The sequence below is a fragment of the Roseivirga sp. BDSF3-8 genome, from assembly GCF_041449215.1.
GTDB lineage: Bacteria > Bacteroidota > Bacteroidia > Cytophagales > Cyclobacteriaceae > JBGNFV01.
The window spans coordinates 3,358,787-3,384,437 of record NZ_JBGNFV010000001.1; the positions used below are offsets into that span (position 1 = coordinate 3,358,787).

The following is a 25,651-nucleotide window of genomic DNA, read 5'->3' on the forward strand; positions in this document are numbered from 1 at the left end:
CTAAATAACTGGACAATGAATTCTACAAGTTAACTTTACTAACTTGTATCTCAAATGAAACGAAGACACTGGACCGCTGAACAGAAGCTTCAGATTCTTTTAGAAGCAGAAAAGGAAGGCATTACAGCCACCATCCGCAAGCACGGTATCTATAGCAATACTTTCTATCAATGGAAGGAAAAGTATGATACTGGTGGCATAGATGCCCTAGCCAGCAAGCATTATAAAGTAGACCCTGAGCTTAAGCGCTTGCAAAAGGAAAACCAGCAGTTAAAAGAGATGCTGGCTGAAAAAGAACTGGCCCTGCGCATTAAAGAAGAGCTTTTAAAAAAAAGCACTGCCAAAAAGCGTACAGGCTCATGATTGCTCAAAAGTATATTAACCTGGGTTATGCTACATATAAAGTGCTGCCTTTATGTGGCCTGAGTAGAAGCTCTTATTACTATCAATCCAAGACAGGCAAGAGAGGGCGTAAAGTAAGCCAACATACCCTGAGCTATGATGGTATTCTTTACAGCAATGCCTATGTGCTGGAGCGGATCGAATGGCTCTTAAGCCAGGAGTTTATTGATTATGGTTATGAGAAGGTAGCGGCCTGGTTGAAAAACACCGAAAGGCTCGTTATCAACGAGAAAAAAGTTTATCGGCTCATGAAGCAGGCTCGCTTGCTCAGTCAGCGCATTAGGCGCAACAAACGTGGCAAACGCATTGCTCAGGATCTTCTTCCTAGCCCGGAAGCAGCTTTTCAATGCCTGCAGACCGATATCAAGTATATCTATATTCACGGTCAGCATCGTAATGCGCTGCTAATTACCGTATTGGATGTATACTCCCGGGGAGTATTAGGCTACAGGTTGGCCTGGAGCGTGACCAAGCACCAGGTGATCGAACTAATGAAAGAAATACTTTACCATTACCAGTTACCTGAAAAAGCAACCTTACGAACCGATAACGGTAGTCAGTTTGAGGCAGGGCTGTTTCGGGAATACCTAAAGGAAATGGCCATCGAGCATGAGTTCACGCATGTAGCTACACCGCAGGAGAACTGCTATATTGAGTCCTTTCATTCCATCATAGAAAGCGCCGTATGCTCAAAATATGAGTTCGAGGACCTGCAGGAAGCAAAGGAGACCTTCAATCGCTTTATGAACTTTTACAACCACGAGCGTCTACATGGCAGCCTTGGAAAACAAGCGCCCAGTCAGTTCCTTAAAAGAACAAACAGCGCCAAGAAACTACGTAACTTGCCACTGGAACAGACAACAGATGGTAAGCTAAAACTAACAACTCAACTTGTAGAATCTTAGTCCTATTTTTAAGGGGTTAGGACAAGCTAAGCCCACAATAGCACGCCCAACACCCATCTATTTCCCCTCCTACGATAGTAGGCAGGGGACCGGATAAAAAACGCTTTAGCGTATTTTTATCCAGGGGTGGTCCCGAGCACTACAGCCACTAAAACTACCTACCTCTGCACTACTTCAATCCATGCCGGGTACAGAGGGTCTAATCAATCTAAACTAACGGAAGTCGCCTCTAAATTGATTAATAGAAATATCTGTACAAAAATCATCCCTTTATCAACAATATACAGGAGTTAGGCCGGTTTATTAGGAATTGCTATTTCAGTTTATTAGCCTGCATACAGTAATTAACTATGTTAAATTAAACTAAACTATGAAAAAGACCCTATTTGCTATCGCCCTGTTGGGTATGATGACCACTCTTTCTTTCACTACCAGTGCTACGGACAAAGCAGAGGTGGCCGAGACTACCTACGCCGTTAATGAGATTTCGGGTAAATACATCGGCTTTCACGCCGGTCAGTATAGTTTCATGAACATGAGCACCAGCACGGTAGAGAGCGTGTACGGCGGCGGCGGTACGTATAACTTCATCGTGGGAAACTGCTACATAGTAAGCTACTATGAGAACTGTGATGTGGATAACAACTGGCCCGGTTTGTGCGAAAATACCATTACGCGCTATAAGCAAACTAGCTGTAAATAAACCAGCCTCCATAACTCCCCCGGCAGGTATAAGAAAATACCCGGCCGCTATGGGGAGGATATAATAAAAACCCCCTGCTTCTGATAAGGAGCAGGGGGTTTATTTTTATAGGTAGCAACGCTCGGCTCAAGCCTCACTAGCCGCCCACGCTCTCTTCTACCAGCGCAATCTCTTCCGGCGTCAGGTCGTAGAGTTGGTAGACGAGTTGGTCGATTTGCTTTTCCAGAGAAATGGTTTTTTCTCCAATTTCTTTTTTAGTATGAATATTATCTACCAATTCAATTATCCTAGAATTAATGTCTTTCTCTGGTTCTTCGATTGGAATAGTAGAAAGGTAAGTTTTTGAAAGGTTGACAGTTAGGTTCGATTCATTTGTGAATTGTGTTGTATAAAACCAATTAATCAGTGCAGAATTAATGACCGCTAGTATGAATTTAGCATTAAATGTGTTTTCGCTTTTTAATATAATATTATTTATAGATTCTTTGGTATATCTTTTCTGGTTATCTAAAGCTGCTTTCAAGGGCCTTTTGCCTCCAGTAATTCTTTGGATCAATATTTTCTCCGGTGCTTCAAAAACTTCCTTAGTTCTTGGTCTATGTAATAGGCTAGGATTATAATTAATCCATTGGGCTACAGGTTCAATAAAATATTTGCCAATTTCTCTACCTTCTAAAAAGGGTTTATAACCTGGAAGCGGCTTGTTTGATACTACCTGGCCTTTGTTTCCTGAAATAACAACACCAAATATAATTTCAGTAGTGATATCCCCAAGTGTAGTATTATTATTTTTTATTTTATTTAATAAATCTAAGGACTTCGGTTTCAGGTTAGTGGCTATTACAAAATTATTATCAGCAATTTGCTTCGTGTTAATGAAATTTTCAGAATCTTGTTTAAGGATCTTTATTTCGTAATTTTTAATTTTTCTTTTAATGGCAATTAATACAATTGCAGTCGTCACTGCATCCTCGAATACATTATCCCCAAAATCATAAATTATAGTTGCTTGAAATTCTCTGATATAAAATTTTCGAGCCAGGCTATATGAGGTGACACGTAAAAAGGTATTAGGGATTATAAAACCAAAATCTCCATTTGATTTGAGTATTTGATTGCCTTTTTCTATAAATAATGCAAATAAATTTATTTTGCCTGATCCAGTTTCATATTGATCCTTGTATAATGATTTCTCGCTTTTGGTTATTCCAGAATTTCCGCCAAAGACATAAGGCGGGTTACCGATCACACAGTCAAAGCCTATAAAATCCCCCTCATCATTGAGCACTTCCGGAAACTCGAAGCGCCATTCGAAGGCATTTTCGTAGAGCTTATTCGTTTTTATCTCTTCTATCTCCTGGTCCAGTCGCTGTAGCTGCTCCGTTAGCTTCTTGGTTTGGGCTTTCCGCTTTTTGGCTTCCGCTTTGCTCAGGCCGAAGAGGTCAGTTTGGGTGGTGAGCAGCACCAGTTCGCCCTGCAGCTTATTGCGGCGCAGTATTTTGGGGTCGCGCTTGCTTATCTCCGTGCGGAAGTCGCCTTTTATCTCCTCTATCAGGCGTTCCATTTCGCGCTTCTCCTCCTTCGTCTTCGCGCTACGGTAGGCCGCCACCGCCACGCGGTAGCTGTCTATACTGAATTTCTTCTTTTTCAGCGTTTTGCTCAGGTCCTCATCCAGCGCAAAGCGGCTTACCAGCGAGTTGCCGCACTTGATGTTAATGTCAATGTTCGGGAGCGTCTCCAGCTCCTTGTAGCCGCTGTCGGGGGTGTAGTAGGCATTTTTCAGTAGCTCTATCCAGAGGCGCAGGCGGCAGATCTTCACCGAGTTGGGGTTGATGTCCACGCCGAAGAGGCAGTTTTCGATGAGCTTCTCCTTTTCATGAAAGAGGGCCTCCTGCACGCGCTGGCTTTCGCGCTGCCCCGGCCGGTAGCTAAAGAACTCCTCGTGGCCGGTGCTGATGATCAGTTCATCGTTTACCACCTGCACCTCGTAGTCGCGCAGCGTACGGCCCTCGCGGTCCAGCAGGATCCTGAGTTCGCTCTTGATGGCGATAAGCTCATTGAGGGCAGAGACGAGGAAGTGCCCGGAACCCACCGCCGGGTCGCAGATCCGCATGCTGTCTATCAGGGCATTCGCTTCCTGCTTTTTGTCACGATCGATCAGCTCATACAATTTTTGGATATTTTCGACCGGCTTGCCCAGGTGCTGGCTAAAGCGCTGGCACACGGCGCGGCGCAGCGTCTCGCGGCACATGTACATGGTAATGAAGCCGGGCGTAAAGAAGGAGCCTTCTTTGTAGCCGTTGATCTTCTCGAAGATGAGGCCCAGCACGCTGGCATTGATCAGGGGCTTGTTCTGCTCCTGTATTTCCTCGCCCGCATTGTCGCTGCTAAAGTCGTAGGCATCCAGGAAAGCCAGCAGGTAGTGCAGCGTGGGCATGGTGCCGCTGCGGGTTTTGCCCTTGTGGTCGCGCAGTACCGTTTTGGAGAGCAGGGGCAGCTCCTCGCCATCGCTGAGGCTGCTGACCATGAATACGTCGTGTTCCAGTGCCGAGGGCTCGAATAGGGAGCTGTTCAGGTAAGGCACATGGCCGAAGGTGTCCTGCATCCGTTGGCTGCGCTCGGCGGGGCGCTTGGCCAGCACCTGGAAGAAGAGGGCCTCCATGGCGTCCCATGAGGCCACCTTTCCGGCGTTGAGAAAGCTTTGGTCGCCGCTACCGCGCGCATGGCGGTGGTGGGCCTGTAGCTGGGCCTCCAGCAGCTTCATAAAGAGCACGCGGTTTACCCAGTAATACAGAGCTCCAGGGCCACGCCAAAGAGGCGCTCGGGGCGGGTGTCGCCGTAGCTGGCGGCATTTTCCACCTTCTCGAGCTTATCGTACATATCTATCCGCTCTATGGCCTGCTCCAGCAGGGAGGCCGGGTCGGGCTTGGCCTTGCGGCGGATGAGCTTGCGGCCCTTGTCCTTTACCTCTTCCAGCCCGATGATATGGAGCAGCTCGGTATAAAAGCGGCGGTCGAGCGTATTAAAGTCATTGGCAAAGGGCAGCTTCAGCAGGTGCTGGGGGCTCAGGAGCTTGAGCAGGGGCCCCAGTTTGGTATCGTCTTTTTTGCTTTCGTTTCGCAGCGCCTTCTCATAGTCTGCGAGCGAGAAGTGGGCAAAGGGGATAAGCGCCACCTGCTGGGCACGGGCTATGGCGGGGGCGGCAATCTCTTTATAGAAGTACTCTGTCTTGCGGCCACCGGAGCGGCCTTCTTCAAATTCTTTAAACTGCTTCACCAGCTTCTTGTCCTCGGCAAAGGCGGCCTCAAAGGTCTGCACATCCCAGATATACCAGCTTTGTATATCGGTAACGACCAGGTGGCGCAGGCCGGTATTGTGGGCGGTGATCCGCTCGCGCAAGTAGTAGAGCAGCAGCTCCTGCAGGGCCTTGGCATTGAGCCGGTCCGGCCGCACCATCTCCGCCTGGGGAGTACCCTCTTTCGGCGGGCGCTTGGCCTCTATCAGCACGCCCGCCTCGCTGCTGCTTTTGGGGCCGTGGTGTATGGCCAGGTCGGTGCGGTCCTTTGTATTAATGGCGTGGCTGCCCTGGTAGCCGGTCTGGTTCAGAAAGGCAATGAGCAGGTTCTTGTGGTGCTCCTCGCTCTCGGCAGGGTTTATACCGTCCAGCAGGGCTATGGCGGCCTTCTTAAAGGTCTCTATCTCATCACGCGTCGGCTTTACCTTCCTAAAAGCCTTATTCAGTGCTTGTTTGGGCTTCAGCAGCAGGGAGTTGTTCATCAGGTCTCTTGGCTCATTCTTATTTAAGGGGACAATATAAGGAAAGTATGGGGATGGAGGGGGTGAATGAGTGATTGAGTGAATGATTGAGTTTGATAGTTTATAGAGTTGATGGTGGGATGGTGACAGGCAAAATTGAACTCATTCCAGGAAGGGCAGGTGATAAAGATAGTACGAAAACAGCCCCAGCGGGCTGGGCTTGCATCCGAGGGAAATATCGGTAGATAGGTTTTAGGGTTTTTGAGTCTGGGTTAAACATAGATTGTTAATGGATTAATGGTAATTGGGTTTATTTATAGTGTAGTTACATACTGAATGGGGTTCGTCTAAGGTTATTTAAGTTTTATCATAAAATGATATTCATTAGTCGGAAAAATAGTTGTATTTGACTTAAAATATAATGAGCCTCGTGTTTTAAAAAATTATGTAAAATATTGCGAAAAAGTGTTGTATAGCAGCATTGGAATGTTTATCATTACTTAGTGACTCAGAGGTACTTATCCTCCCGGATCACTCAATTTAATTAACCACAGCATATTGATTTTTCCAGGCTGGAAGAGTAGTAAATCCGACCTGTTTTTTTAAGAAAAAAATACCCTAAATCTCAATTTAGAGCCATTTTAGCTCTGCAATCCAACCGAAGGCAAGTAGGGGGAGAAAGCCAATCCTTTGAATTTTCCTGGTATACTCAGTGTAAGTAAAGTCATGAATACGGCTTTGCTATACATTCGAATCCTGTGCTTTATAATTAAGCATTACATTAATATTTATTGCGTATAAGTTAATAGGGTAAGTATTGCCTGCGGGCTATAGGTTTGCCTATGTATCAACTATACCGTTTGCTCAAATATATTTCATATAGTGAAATTACATGAGCCCGGAACCGCTATGTTCCATTCAATAGACGAATTACATTTTTATCACTATAATTTTCAATCATTTATTATTTACTATTATGAAAAAAGAGAAAATGAAACTTGAAGAACTAGAAGTTGAAAGCTTCACAACGTCACTAAAAAATGAAATAAGAGCAGGTGCAGAAGCTAGCGATGGGGATTATACTACCCTGACTGTTACTACTGTAACAACATCAGGATCTACTCCTTGGACTACAGTTACTATCGTAACGACCGTTACACTTCTGCCAGAGGATCAGATGGCTTAAAAGCTTTATATGATAAGGCTGGCTATATAGTTGGCCTTCATCTTTAATTTCCTTTTGCCAATATGGAATCACTATGTTCCATTCATTGATCATACTGGCGCTGATGCGGATGGAGTACCACCGATCATTATTCAAAAACTCTTCTTCAAAGCCATCTTCCTGGGCAGGTACTACGACTGTGTTCAGCTCCTCCGGCTTCAGGTTGTTTTTAGGGGATTCGGTGGCTTCGCGTATCTCAGCATTAAAGGGGGCAAACTTGTGGATGAGCTGATCCTGGTAGGTGAAGGTCTGAAACTCGATGATGTCGGTGTCCATGGTTAGCTGTGCGAGTACATTTTCCAGGTCGGGGCTGTTCTGGTCTATGATGACAATGGCGGCTACGGGCTTCTCAAAAATCAGGTATTCCAGAAAGGCATCGATGTTGCGATGTCCGGCCCGGGTGGATCCGCTTTCTACCCTTTCCAGCCTGGCGGCGTCCGCCTCCAGGTAGTCCATGATGTGTTTTTTGATCTTGCGGCCGCTGGCTTTATAGCCGATGGCAAATTTGAGGAGCTGAGAACCGATGGGCTTATACAGGTCGTGGCTGCTTAGTTCATTTTCTATGATGTATAACCTGGGATCTGCTTCAAATGAAAAGTCGATCAGGTAGCCATCGGGTATAGATAGGATGCTGTCTTTCTCCCCGATCCTTTTTTTGATATCTATATAGACGCTGTTGGGCCCGAAGATATCGTCAGCGTGTTTGACGATCATTTCTTCGAAATCCTTTTCCAGTCCATACTCTTGATAGTCGTAAATATTTCCGGAGAGAAGTAGTTTATCCATTTCAATTAGGTTTTCGGCGGCAATATAGCCTTTTGAGAAAAATACCCCGAGGGGAATTATGCGTGAAAGGTACTTTTCAAATTATGCATAAGCACTGGCAGCGTTCAGGCCTAATGAAGGTTGCCTGCGTAGGGGATGGAGATACAGAAGAGTGGAACGCGACTGAATTCCTCATTTTAGCTATCTTGTGTTTCTCTGACTGAACCATAGAATTATGATGATGCACGGTCGTCTGTTCTTCATAGTCGTTTTTATCCTTTCTTTCGTTCTTTACTGTAAGCCTACAGAGGATAGGGAGATTGTGGAAATACCTGAAGGAAAGGTTGGGATGATAGGGTACGGCTCTCTGACATCTAAAAAGCAATTGGACGTACAACTGGGGCGAAAATATGAGGGTCCGCTCCGAATTGTTCACCTGCTGGATTACCAGCGGTTCTGGACGGCTTGTTCTTACTAATGATCTTTCTCACCCTCCTGTAGATAATAGCCTTAGCTGTGATACTGACTCCGGTGCTGTTATACCACAGGCGCTTATAGCCCTGAACATTGAGGAGACGCCGGGGAAGTCTATGAACTGTATGTTTTACATGCTGGATGAGGAGGATCTGGCTACGATGGACAATACGGAAAAGGGGTATGAGCGCTTTGATGTCTCCGGGAGTATTGGTGAGTTTGATGTACAGGGTGGTCCTGTATATGCGTACCGGGCCAGGGATGCCTATCATAAAACGCCTGTGCGGGGAAAGCCTATGATAAATATGGTGCCCCGCCTGTACCTGCAGTTCTTCTTTGATGCCTTTGCCCAACTGGGTGAGGCGTACGAAAAAGAGTTCAGGGAATCCACAGAGCATTACCCTGAGGACCTGGTGATGGAATGTGAGATCACGAAACCGGAGTAAGGTACTGTACTGGCTTTTGGCTGATCAGATTTTCATTTAACCCTGGGCCGATCACCTGCTGCTGAAGGTAAGCTGTGATGAACCGGGCCTGAATGGATATGAATCCATAAATTCTATGATTTTTTAATTTAAAATTAACCCCCTGCATGCGGCCACAAGTCGCGCTAAATCGCGTCTATAGGGGTAAGAATGATCATTTGCACATTCAAAATTAACATCCTGCCGGACATGGCCTGACCCGGTCGTAAGTGCACAGGTTAACTGTACTGGGTCTGCCCGATTGCGGATCACCTCTATTGGGTAGCAGTGTGTGCTTCATTGACGTGGGGCCGAAAGGGGGAATAGCCTGCGGGGTGTGTGTTATTTCTCATCATTTTGCCAGCCGCCGCAAGACGCGATGAATCGCGCCTCTACGGGTATTCAATTATTCTATTAATCGATCATTCTGTCATACAATTAATCTATTATTCCGTGGTTCTGCCTTCCAAATTTTCTACTGTTTTTGGTGTTGTTTTTCGGGATCAATTTATGTGCCTGAAGGGTCTTAGCTAACCCTCAATTTTCACTTAGTGGTGAAAATAAATATTTGGTGATTTTGGTATCGAGGATTTGTTTTTTACATACCTTCATATTGCTTTTTGAAAGCAATTAACCTCAATTATTAACCGAATGAAAAAGTTCACCTATTTTGTACTTTACTTGGTTTTAGGGCTTGCCCTATTCACCTTTTCATGTACGGATGATGCGGAGGTAACACCGTCAAAATCTGCCGATGGTATTTCTGCTGAGATCAAAGATGCTTTTTCTGACCTGGGCTTCGATGTGAGCGACATCAGAAAGGAAATGTTCACGCACCCCGTTACTAAAAAGACGGAGCTACACTATATACTGGAGAATGACATCCGCTTTACCTATGAGCAATTGCTGGCGAGTATAGGGGATGGTAATGGCCCGCGTGCGGAGCAGTACCGCACGACTAACCTGGTGAGTGTACCGAGTGGCAGCACGCGAACGATTAAGGTACTGGGCTACCAGAACGGCAGCGGCGATGCGGGTACGCTGGATGCCTCTATGGTAACTGGCCTGCAAAATGCGGTGGCTAACTACAATGCGCTCGGCCTGGGTATTACGTTTACTCTTTCATTTGGTAACAGTACTACGGGCAAAGACATTGTGGTGTGTCGCCAGGTAGGTGCAGGGGGTGGCTCGGCGGGTTTCCCTACGAGTGGCAACCCTTACCATACGGTATTGATCAACTCGGGTACTACGGCTTATGGCCTGAAGGTGCTGGAGCATGTAACGACTCACGAGATAGGCCACTGTGTGGGCCTACGCCATACGGACTACTTTAACCGCTCTATAAGCTGCGGCAGCGGCGGCAATGAGGGTGACGCGGGAGTAGGTGCGATCCACATTCCCGGCACGCCTACTACGACTAATATAGACCTGGCCTCTGTGATGCTGGCGTGCTTCGATGCTAATGAGACGGGCGAGTTCAGTAACTATGACAAGGTGGCCCTGCAGGCGCTTTACCCTAATACGTCTGTGTGTGGTAACTCTCTGGCGGTGTCGGCCACTTCGGCTTCCTTTGGTTCTGCATCGGGTACACGTAGTATCACGGTTACGTCAAATACTTCATGGAGCGTGAGTGACAATGCAAGCTGGATCACTGTATCACCGGCCAGCGGAGTGAACAATGGCAGCTTTGTGATTACGGTAGCGGCTAATAATATGCTGTGCGAACCCAGGTGGGGCTCTGTCACGGTATCGGGCTGTGGGGTAGCGAGTAAGACTATCAGCATCACGCAGGCTGGTAAAACGCCCCAGCCGGGCCAGTACTGCCCTTAAGATCTTTTGTTTTGTAATTGATGAAGCCAGGTCCCGCAAGGGCCTGGTTTTTTTTGGGGTGAACGGCTGTGGTTTTTGCTGCAAGGTGCGATGAATGGTGTTTCTATGGGTAATAATTCATTATTCACTCATTTAAAATCACTTATTATAGCCGCTCCGTATTCCCCCTCCCGGCCCATAGCCGTCAAGTTAAGGGTGTAAATGGCTTGAAAATAGCACATTAGCAATTTTCCACACTCGGGGAGCCTAGCCGACAAATTAAGAGAGGAGTACACTGAAGTGATTACTCTCTTGCCACTTACTGCATGTACCACCGGAAGCCGGCCCAGCGGAATGCCGGACCACCCCGAAATAAAACACGCCTTCGCGTTTTTATTTCCCCCCGAAAGTCGGACCTCTCCTATTACCACAGGAGGGGAATTGGTGCTTAGCTTGACGGCTATGCCTTCCGGCCTGGAATAGGTGTTTGGAGCGCAACGGTTGGGGCGAAGGGGCAGACCTGCAAAAGTTATTTGATACTGTGTAGTTGACGTGGGGGGATGTATCCAAGCGGTAAGGTGAAATTATATAGGTATCGAAAGGGGGACGGACTGGCTTTGGTGCTTTTTATTACGTTACTCATCATTCTGCTATACGCTACAAGTCGCGATGAATCGCGCCTCTACAAGGGCAATCTATCATCTACAGATTCAAAATTCGCTCATTCTAAATTAACGCCCTGCCGGACATGCCCCGAGGTGTTGGTTAGTGCATAGATTATCCGTACAGCGTCTGCCCGATTGCGGGAGCACCCCTTGGGTTATCAGTGTGCGCTTAATCTATTTGGTGCTGAAAGGGGGAATAGTTTTGAAGGTGTTTTTAAGGTTCAATGATTTTTCCATTATGTGGGTAAACGGGATAAGACGCGATGAATGGCGTCTATCGTAAACAATTATTCTACCCTTACATCCTTCAAATCTCTCGCTCATTATAAGTGGGGGTTATACCCCAATGATATTTAGCAGGATTTTGTTAAATTATATTATGGGGAAGGTGAATTGTAAAATCTGGGCCCTACAAGGGAATCTCATTTCTATAGGAGGACCACTGAAAATATTTAACAGGCCCTTTTACGATGGAGCACTTATGGCAAACAATTGCACCGGTAAGTTAAAGACAAAGGAGGCGGGAGGTATAGGGTTCTCCTTATATCGTATTTCTACCGTGGTTTCAATAGATTGCGAGTCGGATTGTGAGTTTAAGGTGAAAGATACGATTCGGCTTGAAATAATAACCCTTGTGTTCGTTACGATAACACAAATTCGTATGAAGCTTTGTGAGGAAAAGGTAAGCTGGACACTCGGCTTAGGCCTCGGGTTGGGGTGGAACGGTGCCACCTGGGAAGTGGATCAGGTCTGATTGCCGCTTAAGTATCTGTTCACTTTTATGTTGTATGTCTAAACATTCTGCCATACCACCGAAAGTCGGGCCACCGAAAGTCGGGCCTCTCTCTCAGGAGGGGAGTTTATGCGCTTAGCTGGACGGCAATGCTCTAGGGGCGGTGGGGATGAATCACCATTCTGTGATCCCATCCAGCCCTTTAAAATGAACGACCTGCTATACGCTACAAGTCGCGATAAATCGCGGTCCTACGGGCATCGATCCATCATTTACAGATTCAAAATTCGCTCATTCTAAATTAACGCCCTGCCGGACATGCCCCGAGGTGTTGGTTAGTGCACAGATTATCCGTACAGCGTCTGCCCGATTGCGGGAGCACCCCTTGGGTTATCAGTGTGCGCTAAATCTAGTTGGTGCTGAAAGGGGAATAGTTTTGATGGTGTTTTTAAGGTTCAATGATTTTTCCATTATGTGGGTAAACGGGATAAGACGCGATGAATGGCGTCTCTACGGGGTAATCAATAATTCTGTGATTTAATCACTCTACTATTCAATCCTTCAGGGTGGGCAAAAAAAAACGCCCCGGAGGGGCGTTAGTATAGAAGGTACCAAGTTATTCGATTGGTTTGTTTGTGACCGCTTAAAATTTAAGTCCTGCACTGACCATGAGCAGGCGGGTCTTGGCTTCGGAGATAGACTCGAAGGTAGGGGATACGCCCAGATCGTATTCTATGTCGAGTGTAATGAGGAGCAGGTCTACCCCGGCACCTATATTGACGCTCCAGTTAAAGTCATTGAACTGTTCCCTGTCGAGTGAAAAGTTATTGTCCTTGACGCCGGTAAGGTACTTGCCGGCAACACCTCCGGCGAGGCGTAAGCGCAGGGGGCCTGCCTTGCCGAGGTAAAAGCCTAGGTATAAGGGGACTTTGAGGGAGGTGGTGTTTATATCATCTTCATCGGTGATGCCGTTTACCTCGCCGGCAAATTCTGCATCTGTCCGCTGCAGAAATAGCCCGGGCTGCAGGTATACATTGTCTGTTACGCGCAGGCGGACGTAGGAGCCTAGCTGGAAGCCTACGCCGTCATCAATATCTACGTCGGTAGGCTCATCTGAGTAGTGAGTGATAAGCACGCCTGCCTGGGGGTTCCAGATGACTTGTGCCATGGATTGGGCAGTGGCAAAAGCAAGAAAAAATAGGGCCGGTATGCCGGCAAAAAGTAATTTTTTATTCATTAGTCCTGATCGACTTTAGTGGCTCTGAATGTTCCTGATACAACTTCCGGCTGATCATCCTGCATAAGCAATGCTTTCAAAATATAGGTGCCGGATATCATGCGGTTAGACTCCTGAAAGCCCTGAATAGGGTAGCTCTGCTCGCTATTCTGATATATGGTAAAGGCTTTGTTGTCCAGCTCTCCGAGTCCGTTGGCGTTGCTTTCGGCTATTACCTCTGTTTCGGTATTGCCTCCACCCACTGCATAGAGTATGGTGATGGAGTAGCTGGTAATAAACAGTTCGTCGTTTATTTCCTCGATACGAAACGTGACGGGCTCACCCTGATCGGTGGTGCCATTGTAGCGTCCTTCGGGACCTGGTTGTATGCTGTCTTCATCGCAGGAGAAAAGAGCGACAGCCAGTAGGAGTATTAAAAAATTGGGTAATCGCATAGGCTACGTTTTTAAATAATATAACGAAAAAGGAGGCGTTTTGCTTTGTTTATTACATAATTTCATGAAGATTTTGTGTGGGATTTTTATGTCAACCCTACTGGAAAGACACCTAAGTAGCTGAATACCTTGATTTTTTGAGGGTAACTTCGTAAATAAAATTTAGGTATAACCTATCAATATTACCTCCGTTGAATAAAATAAACCAAAACCTGTAATAGAATGAGCTTACGACTAGGAGATACGGCCCCTGACTTTACGGCCGAGACGACTGAAGGTACGATCAACTTTCACGAATGGCTGGGAGATAGCTGGGGTATGCTTTTCAGCCACCCGGCAGACTACACGCCGGTGTGTACGACTGAACTGGGACGCACGGCTAAGATGAAGGATGACTTTGCGAAAAAGAACGTTAAGGTGCTGGCGGTGAGCGTGGACGATCTGGAGTCGCACAAGGGCTGGATAAATGATATTAATGAAACGCAGGGCTGTACGGTGAACTTCCCCATTATTGCCGACGAGGATAAAAAGGTGGCGGGACTGTATGACATGATCCATCCAAATGCAGATAATAACCTGACGGTGCGGTCTGTATTTATTATAGGGCCGGATAAGAAAATAAAGCTGATGCTGACGTACCCTGCCTCTACCGGACGTAACTTTAATGAGCTGCTCCGTGTGATAGACTCGCTACAGCTTACGGCTAACTACAGCGTGGCGACTCCGGCGGACTGGAAAGATGGTGAGGACGTGGTGATTGCTCCGGCCATTGCTGACGAGGACATTCCGGAGAAATTTCCTAAAGGCCATAAAAAAATTAAGCCTTATTTAAGGACAACTCCCCAGCCAAATCGTTAGGAAGGTAGAAACGTTGAATACACAGATGACCCGATAGTGCCCGGCCTCGTGCCCGGCACTATTTTTTTTGGCTTACTTATGCTGGCTGAATAACTAAAATGGCTGTCAATCGTCAGCCAGGGGCTCCTTTCTTTACTCTCAACTTATTTCATTACTAGCGGGCGCCGGAGGTGGTTACTCAAAAGAAATGGCTACCCATATGGGTAGCCATTCTGTAGTTAATGGTATCTGCTGACTAGCAAGGCTCAATATTGCTGCACACATAGGCGCCGAGTCCGGTGGGGCACTGGTTGGGTGCTGAGGCGTACCCACCTTTTATGTCTGCCTTGTTGGTGGTAAAGCTTTTCACTTTCAGTTTGCTGATGTTTAACTTTTCTTTTTTCATGGTTGGTAAAAATTTTGACAAAAAAAGATGAAGAAGGTATGTAAGCCTTCATGTATATAATGGTATAAAAGTCAGAAAATTGCGTGTGGTAACGTATTTAATCGATAAGGAAGCCGTGTTGCGGGGAGGTACTGGAAAGGGTCTTTATAAATTCTCTGGCGCCGAATAGTAATGGGGCTGGTGTTTTGTCATTTACTACTATATACGCCGGGCCATTGTGGCGGTGCGGTAAGGGGCTTTGAATAGCTACATAAAATAAAAGGGAAGCTCCGGCACGGACTTCCCTTTTTTAATGATAACAGGTGTACAGATTATACGGGGCCGGTGCCGCACACGGCGTAGTCTGTATTACAGCTATTGATGGTTTCGTATCCGGTGCCACATTGTTTGTAGTCGGTCTTGGCTCCGCCTGCCAAATGCTTTTGCTGGGATTGGGTGACAAAACTGCTAAGGGTGAGTGCGTTGAGGGATAATTTTTGCTTTTTCATAATTTTTATAAAATGGTTTTACTTAAAAATAGGTAATAAACGAGTCCAAAAAAAAGTGGCTGTCTCAAAAGTAGCAAGGCCTCTTTTTCTGCCAAACAATATTTTGAAAATCACCTGAAACACTCTGCATAGCGAAGTACAACTTCGCGGAAGTGGCAACCACGGGGTACAACCCCGCGGTAGTTACGAGGAATGCAAAATTATATTTTGAACAAAAAGAAAGAGTCTGCCTTTTGAGACAGCCTCTTTTTATGATGTGATGGTTGTGTATCAGTTAAAAAGCTCAGGCAAGGTTTTGGTGTAGAGGTCGCGTGCCTGCTGGCTGTCCATATAGGTATGATCATCTACGATGAAGCTGCCCTCTGTCACTTTCCCTATAAGGCGATATGCGACGCCACTGGCTTTCATAGCGCTTTCGAATGCATCCTGCTTGCCGGGGCTTAGGGAAAGAACGGCACGGCTCTGGGATTCGCCAAAGAGGTAGGCGTCTTTTCGGATGTTGCCATCCGTACGTACGCTAAAACCAAGGGCTGAAGGCATAGCGGATTCAGCCAGTGCGATAAACAGTCCGCCATCGGATACGTCATGGGCGGACTGTACGAGCTTTTGAGCAATCACTTTCTTCAGGCCCTGCTGTACATTGTATTCTACATCCAGATCAAAGGCGGGGGCGGGGCTCTTTTTCTCTCCGCGGAAGGAGTAGAGGTATTCGGAACTGGCGATATCTTCCTGTACAGGCCCTGCCAGGTAGATGAGGTCGCCTGCCTTGCGGAAGTTGAGGGTCATGCGGTTGCTTATGTCATCCAGCAGTCCGAGCATGCCAATGGTAGGGGTGGGGAATACGGGGCCTTCGTCTGAAGATTGATTGTAGAAGCTCACGTTTCCACCGGTAACGGGGGTCTCGAACTTCTCACAGCTCTTTATCATGCCTTTGATAGCTCCTACGAACTGCCAGTATACTTCGGGCACGTAGGGGTTTCCAAAGTTGAGGCAGTTGGTAACGGCTACGGCCTCACCACCTGAGCAGACGATGTTACGGGCTGCTTCGGCCACTGCGATGGCTGCACCTTGCTCAGGGTCAGCATTGACGTAGCGGCTGTTACAGTCTACGGTAATGCTCAGCGCCTTTTTGGTGTCCTTTATGCGTACTACAGGTGCGTCTGAGGGGCTGTTGGTGGTGGTATTGTCGGTACCTACCATAGAGTCGTACTGCTCGGCTACCCAGGCACGGCTGGCGATGTTAGGATGAGTGAGCAGGTGCTTCATTACTGCTTCTGTTTCTTTCTCGTCCTTCACATCCGATACCGAGCCGATGTTAAATTTCCTGTACTCGGCGTAGTAAGCAGGTTCTTTATATTCACGATGGTAAACGGGGGCACCGCCACCGAGTACGAGGGATTCGGCGGGCATTTCCGCTACGAGCTCATCTCCTTCGTAAAAGCGTAGCTCAGGGCCTTTGGTGACGACACCGATCTTTTCGCAGCGCAGGTCCCATTTTTCAAATATTGCCTTGACCTTATCTTCGGAGCCTTTTTCAGCGACGAGTAGCATGCGCTCCTGTGATTCGCTCAGCAGTAGCTCCCAGGGTAGCATGTGGTCCTGGCGGGTAGGCACCTTGTCCAGCCAGATATCCATGCCGTGGCCGCCTTTCTCGCTCATTTCTGAAGTGGAGCAGATGATGCCGGCGGCTCCCATGTCCTGCATGCCTACCACGGCTCCGCTTTGTATCACCTCGAGGGTAGCTTCCAGCAGGAGCTTTTCCTGAAAGGGGTCTCCTACCTGCACGCTGGGGAGATCCTTTACACTATCCTCGGTAATGTCCTTAGAGGCAAAAGCGGCTCCGTGGATACCGTCTTTACCTGTGGCAGATCCGATGATGAAGACGGGGTTGCCTTCGCCGTAGGAAGTGGCACTTACCGTTTCGCCTACCTTTACTATACCGGCAGAGAAGGCGTTGACCAGGGGGTTTACATTGTAGCATTCGTCAAAGAACAGCTCGCCGCCAACGGTAGGGATACCGAATGCATTGCCATAATCGCCGATACCCTTTACGACACCGCGTACGAGCCACTTGGTCTTATCCAGTTTGGGGTTGCCAAAACGGAGGGAGTTAAGCTGGGCAACGGGTCGGGCGCCCATGGTAAATATATCTCTGTTGATACCGCCTACGCCGGTGGCGGCACCCTGGTAGGGCTCTAATGCAGAGGGGTGGTTATGGCTTTCGATCTTGAAGCTACAGGCCAGGCCGTCACCGATGTCCACGAGGCCGGCATTTTCCTCACCGGCCTTGGCCAGCATGCGGGGACCGTCCTTGGGAAGTTTTTTCAGCCATACGATGCTGTTCTTATAACTACAGTGCTCGGACCACATGACAGCATAGGCGCTCAACTCGTTAAAGTTGGGGGTGCGGCCAAGTATCTCTTTTATTTTCTCGAACTCTTCGTCCAGCAGGCCAAGTTGGCGGGCCTGCTCCAGGGTAGTCGTTTGTTGCTCCACGGTAAGTAGGGTTTTAGGTCTGCAAAATTAACAGAAAAAGCGAAGGTTGCAGAGGATTTGGCGATTCTGCTGTTTTTAGTTTTCTTTTTTCAGAAATTCCGCCACGTCGGCAATGAGTGTATTGTGTCCTGCTTCCAGTATATGCAGGTCATATTGCTTAAGGTGCTTCAGTAGCCGCTGCATATTTTTTTCTGTAATGATCTTATCATAGCGGCCCAGAAACATGCGCACCCGGATATTGTGCTTATTGATAAGTGCGGCGATACGGCGGGTATCAAACTGCAGCTCGCGGAAGACCATCCAGGCGTAGTACACCTGCCGCCTTTTCCTGCGGGTATCCATCTGGTGGCTGGCAAAGCGTAATACTCCCTTATCGATAAGATTAAGCTTTCGCATGGCTTTGACTAGCTTATAGTAGGGGCCGGGGTTTACTATTAGCGATCGGAACATATCTCTGAACCACCCGGGGTAGGTGGCGAGGCTGTACCAGAAGCTGGTCTTTATGCCATCAGGGGCTATGAAAAGCACCTCGTTTATGCGGTGAGGGAATGAGGAGAGGGTGGCCAGGACAAACTTGCCTCCGAGGCTGAAGCCGGTAACGCCAAAGCGGTCTATGTTATTCTGGCGGAGAAAGTGTGTGAGCAGTTCCTTCCAGAAAGCGGGGGTAAGTGGCGTGTCTCCATCATGCCAGAAGCTGCCTCCATGGTAAAAGAGGTCAAAGCTGTAGATGGTGTATTGCTCACTTACTGCCTGGGCAAATGGCTGAAAATAGTGGTACCCCTGGCCAAATCCATGAAATGCAAGCAGCACGTGAGGGCCCGATCCCATGACATCATAATGAAGGCGGGCGGGGCCATAGTCAAAAAAATTATGATTTGGTCTGTGGGTCATTGGCGATGGGTATGGTTGCGCCTGCATATGAGGCGATGTAAAAATACAGATTATTTATCGTCATGCTGAATAAACTATGGTATGGCCTGTTGCCGCTCGTCACATTTAATCAAAAATTCATCCCTGAAACTCAACTCGCACGTAATTCTTCCGTTACTTCACTTTAGAAACTTTTAATGGATCGAAAGTTTCCGTAGGTTTGTGACCTCGTTTAGGAGAGATAGATTTGGAAGTAAAAGACAAGATCATTCACACGGCCGAGGGGCTGTTTCTGCAGTATGGTATCCGTAGTGTGACTATGGATGATATAGCGAAGGAGCTGGGGATTAGTAAGAAAACGATCTACCAGTATTTTAATGATAAGGAGGAGGTGGTATGTGTAGTGACGCGGGACCACCTGAGCCTGGAGAAGGCTGAAATTGAATCAGTGGTTTACGGTTCAGAAAATGCGATCGAGGTGATACAGGGGATATCCCGCTGTATGCGCCGGAATGTGCAAAACATGAACCCTTCTCTGCTATTTGACCTAAAAAAATACCACCATAAGGCCTATAAGATCTATGAGGAGTGGAAGCAGAATGACCTGGTGCAACTCATAGAAAAGACACTGAAGCGAGGTATGGAAGAGGGCCTTTTTCGCGAAGACATAAACCCTTCGGTCTTAGCCATTGCCAGAATTGAGCAAACTCAGATGGGCATGGACCCCCAGGTATTTCCCCGCGGGGAGTTTGACCTGGTGGATGTACAGTATCAACTGTTCAACTTATTTATGCACGGTATTCTCTCGGATAAAGGCCGTGCAGTTTTATCTAAATATGAAAAATTGTTTTTAGAGAAATGATGAAGCTCGCCAGAATTACGGCATTGTTCAGCTTATCGCTCCTCATTGCTATCGGCGCTTCTGCACAGGAAGCGAACACTACCCGGACGGCTTACTCACTGCAGGAAGCGGTGGACTATGCCCTGAATAATAATCAGCAGGTACAAAATGCCTTGCTGGAAGAGGATATTGCGAAAACGGAGGTGGGTGAGATCCGTGCTGCCGGCCTGCCCCAGGTTACTGTAGGGGTGGACATGAACTATAATTATGAACTGCGAAAGACCTTCGTAGATCCCAGTAATTTCCCTACAGGGGATACAGGTGGGGGCCAGGAGCCTCAGGAGGATCTGATCCTGGCCTTTGGTACCAAATATGACGGTACGGCTAATCTTACTGTAAACCAGTTGATCTTTGACGGATCATACTTTGTAGGGCTGAAGGCGGCAAGGACTTATCGGGAGCTATCGGCCAAGGAGAGGGTGAGGACGAAGATCCGCACGGCTGAACAGGTGACGAAGGCTTACTACGGGGTGCTGGTGTTTCGTGAAAGGCTGAAGCTGGTGGAGCAAAACTACCAGCGGCTGGATACCCTTTTGAGAGAGACTACGGCATTATTTGAAAATGGCTTCGCGGAGAAGATCGATGTGGACAGGATACGGGTGCAGTATAATAATATACGTACTGAGCGTACGCGTACCCAACGCTTGTATGAAGTAAATAAGGACCTCCTTAAGTTTCAGATGGGCTACCCTGTAAGGCAACCTATAGAACTTACCAGCTCGCTGGAAGATGTATCCTTTGAAGAATCGCTGGACAGGTATGATGAATTTAACTACCAGCAGCGTATAGAATATAGCCAGTTGCAGACTAATAAGGATCTGGCCCAACTGGACCTTAAGAATAATAAGGTGCAGTACCTGCCGAATCTTTCTGCGGTATTCTCCTACGGGTATAACACGGGAGCGGGTTCCTTCGATCAGATGTTTACGTGGGATCGTTGGCTGAACTACGGGGTAATGGGCCTGCGGCTCAATGTGCCGGTATTCGACGGCTTGCGTAAAAGCTACCGTATTCAGAAAAACCGTATCCAGATAGAGCAGATAGAAAATCAGCAGGAGCTAACCAGAAACAGCATAGACCTGGAGCTGGAGCGCTCTGCGACTGAGCTGCAAAATGCCCTGGATGTACTGGAAAACCAGGAGGAAAACCTGGAGCTGGCGGGTGAGGTATATCGTGTGGCAAAAATCAAATACCAGGAGGGGATAGGCTCTAACCTGGAGGTGGTGGAAGCCGAGACTGACCTCCGTACCGCTGAAGTAAATTACTATACCGCGATGTATGATGCCCTGATCGCTAAAGTAGACAGGCAGCTAGCCAGCGGAACCCTTTACCAAGAATAATTATCCTGATGCACGCAAGCGTTATGAAAATAGTGATGAGAAACCTGACAATGCTTATCGCAGCCGGTGTGTTCCTTACCGGCGCCGTTTCCTGTAATGATGACAGCCTGGAAAAGAAAAAGGCGAAACTGAAGGAGCTGAAAGCTGAGGCCAAAGAGCTGGACACTCAAATAGATTCTCTGACACTGGAGATATCTGCCATGGACTCTACTTTTGGGCGAAATGATGCCAACATCGTGCAGGTGACTGTACTGGATATGCAACCTGATGATTTTGCCCACCGGATTGAAGTGCGCGGAGCGGTTGAATCACGCCGAAATGTGATGCTCAGCGCAGAGACCTCCGGGCGTATTCAGGATATTAATGTGCAGGAGGGTGCCAGGGTAAAAAAAGGCCAGGTACTGGTGGAATTGGATGCGAGTGTGATCCGGAATAACATAGGAGAGGTAAAGACTAATATGGAACTGGCTGAAACAGTGTATAAGCGCCAGAAGAACCTGTGGGACCAGAAGATAGGTACGGAGATACAGTACCTTGAAGCTAAAAACCGGTTCGAATCTCTGAAAAGCCGCCTGAATACCCTGTACAGTCAGCTTGATATGGCTAACGTGAAGGCGCCCTTCAACGGGAGAATTGACGAAGTGCCTGCACGTCTGGGTGAAATGGTAGCACCGGGTATGCCTCTGGTACGTATCATAAGCCCCGGTGATATGTATATACAGGCCGATGTGTCTGAGCGCTATATTGGCCGGTTTGATGAGGGGGATACGGTGATAGTACGCTTTCCTGCTCTAAATAAAGAGATCACCACTACTATCAGTAGTGTAAGTGGTGTGATCAACAGGGCCAACAGGACCTTCTCTGTAGAGGTGAAATTACCTAAGGTTGATTTTACTGTGAAGCCTAACCAGGTGGCGGTACTGAATATAACTGACTACACTGCAGACGATGTGCTGACTATCCCTACGAAACTTATCCAGAGAGATTCGGAAGGCGTGTATGTGTACCGCCTGAATAATAAGGAGGGCGATAAGGTGGCCGAAAAAGTGCACATAGAAACAGGAACGTCTTACGACGGGATGACCGAGGTAGTGTCAGGCCTGAACAGCGGGGACTCTATCATTGATAAAGGGGCCCGTGAAGTAACAGACGGCATACAGGTAAAACTGGTTCAATCCGCTGGCGTAACTGCCGGAATGTAATTTGCATAACCGATACCGAAAAATATGAAAGCCGACAATAACAAGGAAACACCTGCTGGCGGCAATAACCAGGAGATGAAAGTGGACAAGGAATTTGGCCTTACCACTCTTTCCGTGAAAAACCGGACGACCGTATTCTTCCTCACTCTTCTTGTGGTGCTCATGGGGATTGGAACCTACGTGAGCTTACCGAAGGAGAACTTCCCGGAAATAGAGCAACCCATAGTATATGTGGGGACACCTCACCCGGGTAACTCGCCGGTGGATATGGAAAACCTCATTACCCGCCCTATAGAAAAGGAGCTGAACACGATTGCTGAGGTGGATGAGATCAAGTCTACCTCGGTGCAGGACTACAGCACCATCATAGTAGAGTTTAACCCGGAGACGGACATAGATGATGCGCTCACGAAGGTAAAGGATGCGGTGGACCGCGCCAAGCCGGAGTTGCCCTCAGATCTGCAGGAGGACCCTAATGTCTTTGAGATGAACTTCTCGGAGATGCCTATCCTGAACATCAACCTTTCGGGTGATTTCAGTATCGAGACGCTTAATGAGTACGCGGAGTACCTGGAAGAAGAGATCGAAAAGCTGACGGAGATATCCAAAGCGGAGATTAGGGGCGTGGATGAGAAGGAGGTGCAGGTGCTGGTGGATCCCTATGCTATGGAGGCACGTATGGTCAGCTTCAGTGATATTGAGAATGCCATTTCTGCCGAGAACGTGACGCTAAGCGGGGGTAATATCCTGGCTGACGGCGTGAGGCGTACCCTTAGGGTGATCGGGGAGTTTAGCGATCCCAGTCAGCTCGAAGATATTGTGATCAAAAATGAGAACAATAACATCGTTTACCTGAAGGACATAGCGCGGGTAAAATTCGGTTACGAGGATAAGGAAAGTTATGCGCGCCTGGAGACGGATCCTGTGGTGATGTTAGATGTGGTAAAGAGAAGCGGGGAAAACCTGCTGATAGCTACGGAGAAGATATTTGACATCCTCGAGGATGCTGAAGAAAACTATTTTCCGGAAGGGCTTACGGTAACGATTACCAATGACCAGTCGGAAAATACAAGGGACATGGTGAGCAGCCTGGAGAACAATATTATCTCGGGGGTAATCCTGGTGGTACTGGTACTGCTGTTCTTCCTGGGTACGCGTAATGCGCTCTTTGTGGGTATCGCGATACCGCTGTCAATGTTTCTCACTTTTCTTATACTTGGTGCTTTTGATATCAGCATTAATATGATGGTGCTTTTCTCGCTCATCATGGCACTGGGTATGCTGGTGGATAACGGTATTGTGGTGGTGGAGAACGTATACCGCCTGATGGAGAAGGGGTATAATGCTGTGGCGGCTACTAAACTGGGTGTAGGTGAGGTGGCTATGCCTATCATTGCGAGTACGGCTACGACGCTGGCGGCCTTCCTTCCGCTTGCCTTCTGGCCGGGCCTGATGGGTGAGTTCATGAAGTACCTGCCTATTACCCTCATTATTACGCTGGGCTCTTCGCTTTTTGTGGCGCTGGTCATCAACCCTGTTTTTATCAGTGCCTTTATGAAACTGGATACGGGTGAAAAGCGCGATACGGGTAAGATGTGGAAGATAGTGGGTATACTGGTAGTTATTGGCGGCCTACTGATCATTACAGGCTTCTCACAGGATATTGGTGGTTTAATTGCCGCTGGTAACCTCTTCGTATTCTTTGCCTTGCTCAAGCCTTTGGATGTGTACCTGCTTACTCCGGGTGCCCGGAAGTTTCAGCAGACGTTTCTGCCATGGATAGAGCGTCTGTACCGCAATACTATCGTATTTGCGCTCAGGGGCAGAAACCCGCTTTGGTTCTTCGGAGGTACGGTGGTTGCCCTGATCTTTGCCATAGGACTTATGGGGGTGGTGCCGCCTAAGGTGCTGTATTTTCCGGAACTGGAGCCTCTGTACGTGAACGTATTTGTGGAGTTTCCGGTAGGCACAGATATTGAAGAAACCAACGAATTTACACAAGAGATAGAAGATAAGGTAATAGATATCATAGAGCCTTATCGCTATATGGTGGAGTCTGTGGTGGCTAAGGTAGGACAGGACACTTCCGATCCTAACGATCCTTCTGCCTTCGGCTCTTCTGATACACCAAATAAGGCCCGCCTTACGGTTAACTTTGTGGAATATAAGGAGCGGGAAGGCCAGAGCACGAAGGAGATTATGGAGGAGATCCGGGAAGGCCTGCAAGGGTATCCGGGGGTGACGATCACGGTGGATAAGGATGCTAACGGTCCGCCTGCGGGTAAGCCTATCAGTATCGAGATTACGGGTGAGGACTATGCCACGCTGATCAATACGGCGGAGTCTATGCGTACTTACATTACTAACTCTGGCATAGAGGGTATCGAAAAGCTGAAAATGGATCTGGAGACTGGTAAGCCTGAGCTTATCATAGACATAGACCGCGAAAAAGCGCGCCGCTTCGGGCTGAGTACTTACACTATTGCTAATGAGGTGCGTACCTCACTCTTTGGTAAGGAAATAAGTAAGTATAAAGAGGGGGAGGATGATTATGAGATCCAGCTTCGCCTGGATACTACTTATCGCTATGACCTGGATGCGCTGCTGAACAAAAGCATTACATTCCGCGACCAGAGCTCGGGTAATATGCGCCAGGTACCTATATCATCTGTAGCGGATGTGCAGCTGAGCTCTACGTACGGCAGTGTAAAACGTAAAGACCTGAAGCGGATCATCACGCTGAGCTCGAACGTGCTGGGTGATTTTAACCCGACTGAGGTGAACGAGGAAATCAAAACCTTGCTGCAGGACTTTAACATGCCGGCGGGATATGAGTACAAGTTTGGCGGAGAGCAGGAGAAACAGGCCGAGGAGATGGCCTTCCTGAGCAAAGCGCTCTTCCTTGCCATATTCTTTATTTTCCTCATCATCGTGAGCCAGTTTAATAAGATCACGGCGCCGTTCATTATCATGACTTCCGTACTGTTCAGTACCATTGGTGTATTCCTTGGTCTGGTGGTGTTCCGTATGGATTTTATTGTGATCATGACCATGATCGGTATTATTTCCCTGGCGGGTATTGTGGTAAACAATGCCATTGTACTGATTGACTTTATCGAGCTACAACGCAGACGCCACCGTGAGGAGCTGGGTGTGGAGTTGCTCCCGTATAATCTTATCAAGGAGTCAATCATTGAAGCGGGTGAGACCCGTCTGCGTCCGGTACTGCTTACTGCTATTACCACGATTCTCGGACTTATTCCCCTGGCTGTGGGTATCAACATTGACTTTATCAGGTTATTCACTGAATACAATGCTGACTTCTACCTGGGTGGGGACAATGTGAAGTTCTGGGGGCCTATGTCCTGGACCATCATTTACGGCCTTACGGTGAGTACCTTCCTTACCTTGGTCATTGTGCCGGTCATGTACCTGATTACGGATAAGCTTAAGTACAAGGCGGCTAAAAAAAGAGAGAAGCTGAAGGAAAAGATGGCTACGGCCTGATGAGTTATACAAAGGGAGGAGAGTATATCTTC

Annotated in this window: 22 protein-coding genes; 13 read left to right on the forward strand and 9 right to left on the reverse strand. The window is 47.7% G+C overall.

The window, feature by feature from the left end:
* Positions 1–54: 54 nt before the first annotated feature.
* From AB9P05_RS14130 to AB9P05_RS14140, 3 genes are all read left to right on the forward strand, one after another.
* Positions 55–363, forward strand: coding sequence for a transposase (locus AB9P05_RS14130; protein ID WP_371909474.1), 309 nt, complete (start codon positions 55–57; stop codon positions 361–363).
* On the forward strand, positions 360–1,307 hold the full coding sequence (locus AB9P05_RS14135; RefSeq protein WP_371909475.1) for an IS3 family transposase: 948 nt from the start codon (positions 360–362) through the stop codon (positions 1,305–1,307). Before AB9P05_RS14130 ends, AB9P05_RS14135 begins: the two co-directional genes overlap by 4 nt.
* Positions 1,308–1,677: 370 nt before the next feature.
* Positions 1,678–2,010: a hypothetical protein gene (locus AB9P05_RS14140; RefSeq protein WP_371909476.1), complete on the forward strand. Its 333-nt coding sequence runs from the start codon at positions 1,678–1,680 to the stop codon at positions 2,008–2,010.
* A 136-nt stretch (positions 2,011–2,146) separates the two neighbouring features.
* Here AB9P05_RS14140 and AB9P05_RS14145 read toward each other — a convergent pair whose 3' ends face one another.
* Positions 2,147–4,774: an Eco57I restriction-modification methylase domain-containing protein gene (locus AB9P05_RS14145; RefSeq protein ID WP_371909477.1), complete on the reverse strand. Its 2,628-nt coding sequence runs from the start codon at positions 4,772–4,774 to the stop codon at positions 2,147–2,149.
* A 14-nt stretch (positions 4,775–4,788) separates the two neighbouring features.
* The gene (locus tag AB9P05_RS14150) at positions 4,789–5,787 is read right to left on the reverse strand and encodes a hypothetical protein (protein ID WP_371909478.1); all 999 of its coding nucleotides are present in this window, start codon (positions 5,785–5,787) and stop codon (positions 4,789–4,791) included.
* Between the two features lie 955 nt (positions 5,788–6,742).
* Between AB9P05_RS14150 and AB9P05_RS14155 the strand changes: the two genes are divergently transcribed.
* Positions 6,743–6,952, forward strand: coding sequence for a pinensin family lanthipeptide (locus tag AB9P05_RS14155; RefSeq protein ID WP_371909479.1), 210 nt, complete (start codon positions 6,743–6,745; stop codon positions 6,950–6,952).
* Here the strand turns inward: AB9P05_RS14155 and AB9P05_RS14160 are convergent.
* A complete protein-coding gene (locus tag AB9P05_RS14160) occupies positions 6,878–7,777 on the reverse strand; it encodes a hypothetical protein (RefSeq protein WP_371909480.1) in 900 nt (299 codons plus the stop codon). The genes AB9P05_RS14155 and AB9P05_RS14160 overlap by 75 nt on opposite strands.
* 214 nt (positions 7,778–7,991) lie before the next feature.
* On the opposite strand from AB9P05_RS14160, the gene AB9P05_RS14165 reads away from it, so the two are divergent.
* The 4 genes from AB9P05_RS14165 (at position 7,992) to AB9P05_RS14180 (ending at position 11,922) form a co-directional block, all read left to right on the forward strand.
* Positions 7,992–8,234, forward strand: coding sequence for a hypothetical protein (locus AB9P05_RS14165; protein WP_371909481.1), 243 nt, complete (start codon positions 7,992–7,994; stop codon positions 8,232–8,234).
* Positions 8,167–8,676: a hypothetical protein gene (locus AB9P05_RS14170; protein ID WP_371909482.1), complete on the forward strand. Its 510-nt coding sequence runs from the start codon at positions 8,167–8,169 to the stop codon at positions 8,674–8,676. Before AB9P05_RS14165 ends, AB9P05_RS14170 begins: the two co-directional genes overlap by 68 nt.
* 669 nt (positions 8,677–9,345) lie before the next feature.
* Positions 9,346–10,524, forward strand: coding sequence for a M57 family metalloprotease (locus AB9P05_RS14175; RefSeq protein ID WP_371909483.1), 1,179 nt, complete (start codon positions 9,346–9,348; stop codon positions 10,522–10,524).
* Positions 10,525–11,649: 1,125 nt separating this feature from the next.
* Complete coding sequence (locus AB9P05_RS14180) at positions 11,650–11,922, forward strand: hypothetical protein (protein ID WP_371909484.1); 273 nt, start codon at positions 11,650–11,652, stop codon at positions 11,920–11,922.
* Between the two features lie 622 nt (positions 11,923–12,544).
* Here the strand turns inward: AB9P05_RS14180 and AB9P05_RS14185 are convergent.
* Together AB9P05_RS14185 and AB9P05_RS14190 are read right to left on the reverse strand one after the other, a co-directional pair.
* Positions 12,545–13,138 carry a porin family protein gene (locus tag AB9P05_RS14185; RefSeq protein WP_371909485.1) on the reverse strand — a complete coding sequence of 198 codons (594 nt, stop codon included), beginning with the start codon at positions 13,136–13,138 and terminating at the stop codon, positions 12,545–12,547.
* A complete protein-coding gene (locus AB9P05_RS14190) occupies positions 13,138–13,572 on the reverse strand; it encodes a hypothetical protein (protein ID WP_371909486.1) in 435 nt (144 codons plus the stop codon). Before AB9P05_RS14190 ends, AB9P05_RS14185 begins: the two co-directional genes overlap by 1 nt.
* 222 nt (positions 13,573–13,794) lie before the next feature.
* On the opposite strand from AB9P05_RS14190, the gene AB9P05_RS14195 reads away from it, so the two are divergent.
* Positions 13,795–14,430: a peroxiredoxin gene (locus tag AB9P05_RS14195; protein WP_371909487.1), complete on the forward strand. Its 636-nt coding sequence runs from the start codon at positions 13,795–13,797 to the stop codon at positions 14,428–14,430.
* A gap of 235 nt (positions 14,431–14,665) precedes the next feature.
* Here the strand turns inward: AB9P05_RS14195 and AB9P05_RS14200 are convergent, their stop codons facing one another.
* The 4 genes from AB9P05_RS14200 to AB9P05_RS14215 all read right to left on the reverse strand — a co-directional run bounded on the left by AB9P05_RS14200 (position 14,666) and on the right by AB9P05_RS14215 (position 18,690).
* Positions 14,666–14,815: a hypothetical protein gene (locus tag AB9P05_RS14200; protein ID WP_371909488.1), complete on the reverse strand. Its 150-nt coding sequence runs from the start codon at positions 14,813–14,815 to the stop codon at positions 14,666–14,668.
* 311 nt (positions 14,816–15,126) lie between these two features.
* Positions 15,127–15,303, reverse strand: a complete 177-nt coding sequence (locus tag AB9P05_RS14205) for a hypothetical protein (protein WP_371909489.1) — start codon at positions 15,301–15,303, stop codon at positions 15,127–15,129.
* A 270-nt stretch (positions 15,304–15,573) separates the two neighbouring features.
* Positions 15,574–17,799, reverse strand: coding sequence for a phosphoribosylformylglycinamidine synthase subunit PurL (gene purL, locus AB9P05_RS14210; RefSeq protein WP_371909490.1), 2,226 nt, complete (start codon positions 17,797–17,799; stop codon positions 15,574–15,576).
* A gap of 75 nt (positions 17,800–17,874) precedes the next feature.
* Positions 17,875–18,690: an alpha/beta fold hydrolase gene (locus AB9P05_RS14215; protein WP_371909491.1), complete on the reverse strand. Its 816-nt coding sequence runs from the start codon at positions 18,688–18,690 to the stop codon at positions 17,875–17,877.
* A gap of 226 nt (positions 18,691–18,916) precedes the next feature.
* Here AB9P05_RS14215 and AB9P05_RS14220 point away from each other — a divergent pair, with 226 nt between their 5' ends.
* Genes AB9P05_RS14220 through AB9P05_RS14235 form a run of 4 tightly spaced genes read left to right on the forward strand, consistent with a single transcriptional unit; the run spans position 18,917 to position 25,619 of the window.
* Positions 18,917–19,531 carry a TetR/AcrR family transcriptional regulator gene (locus AB9P05_RS14220; RefSeq protein ID WP_371909492.1) on the forward strand — a complete coding sequence of 205 codons (615 nt, stop codon included), beginning with the start codon at positions 18,917–18,919 and terminating at the stop codon, positions 19,529–19,531.
* The gene (locus AB9P05_RS14225; RefSeq protein WP_371909493.1) at positions 19,528–20,910 is read left to right on the forward strand and encodes a TolC family protein; all 1,383 of its coding nucleotides are present in this window, start codon (positions 19,528–19,530) and stop codon (positions 20,908–20,910) included. Before AB9P05_RS14220 ends, AB9P05_RS14225 begins: the two co-directional genes overlap by 4 nt.
* Before the next feature lie 35 nt (positions 20,911–20,945).
* Positions 20,946–22,112 (forward strand): efflux RND transporter periplasmic adaptor subunit, encoded by a 1,167-nt coding sequence (locus AB9P05_RS14230; RefSeq protein WP_371909494.1) that lies wholly within the window; start codon positions 20,946–20,948, stop codon positions 22,110–22,112.
* 24 nt (positions 22,113–22,136) lie between these two features.
* Positions 22,137–25,619, forward strand: coding sequence for an efflux RND transporter permease subunit (locus tag AB9P05_RS14235; protein ID WP_371909495.1), 3,483 nt, complete (start codon positions 22,137–22,139; stop codon positions 25,617–25,619).
* Positions 25,620–25,651: the final 32 nt, after the last annotated feature.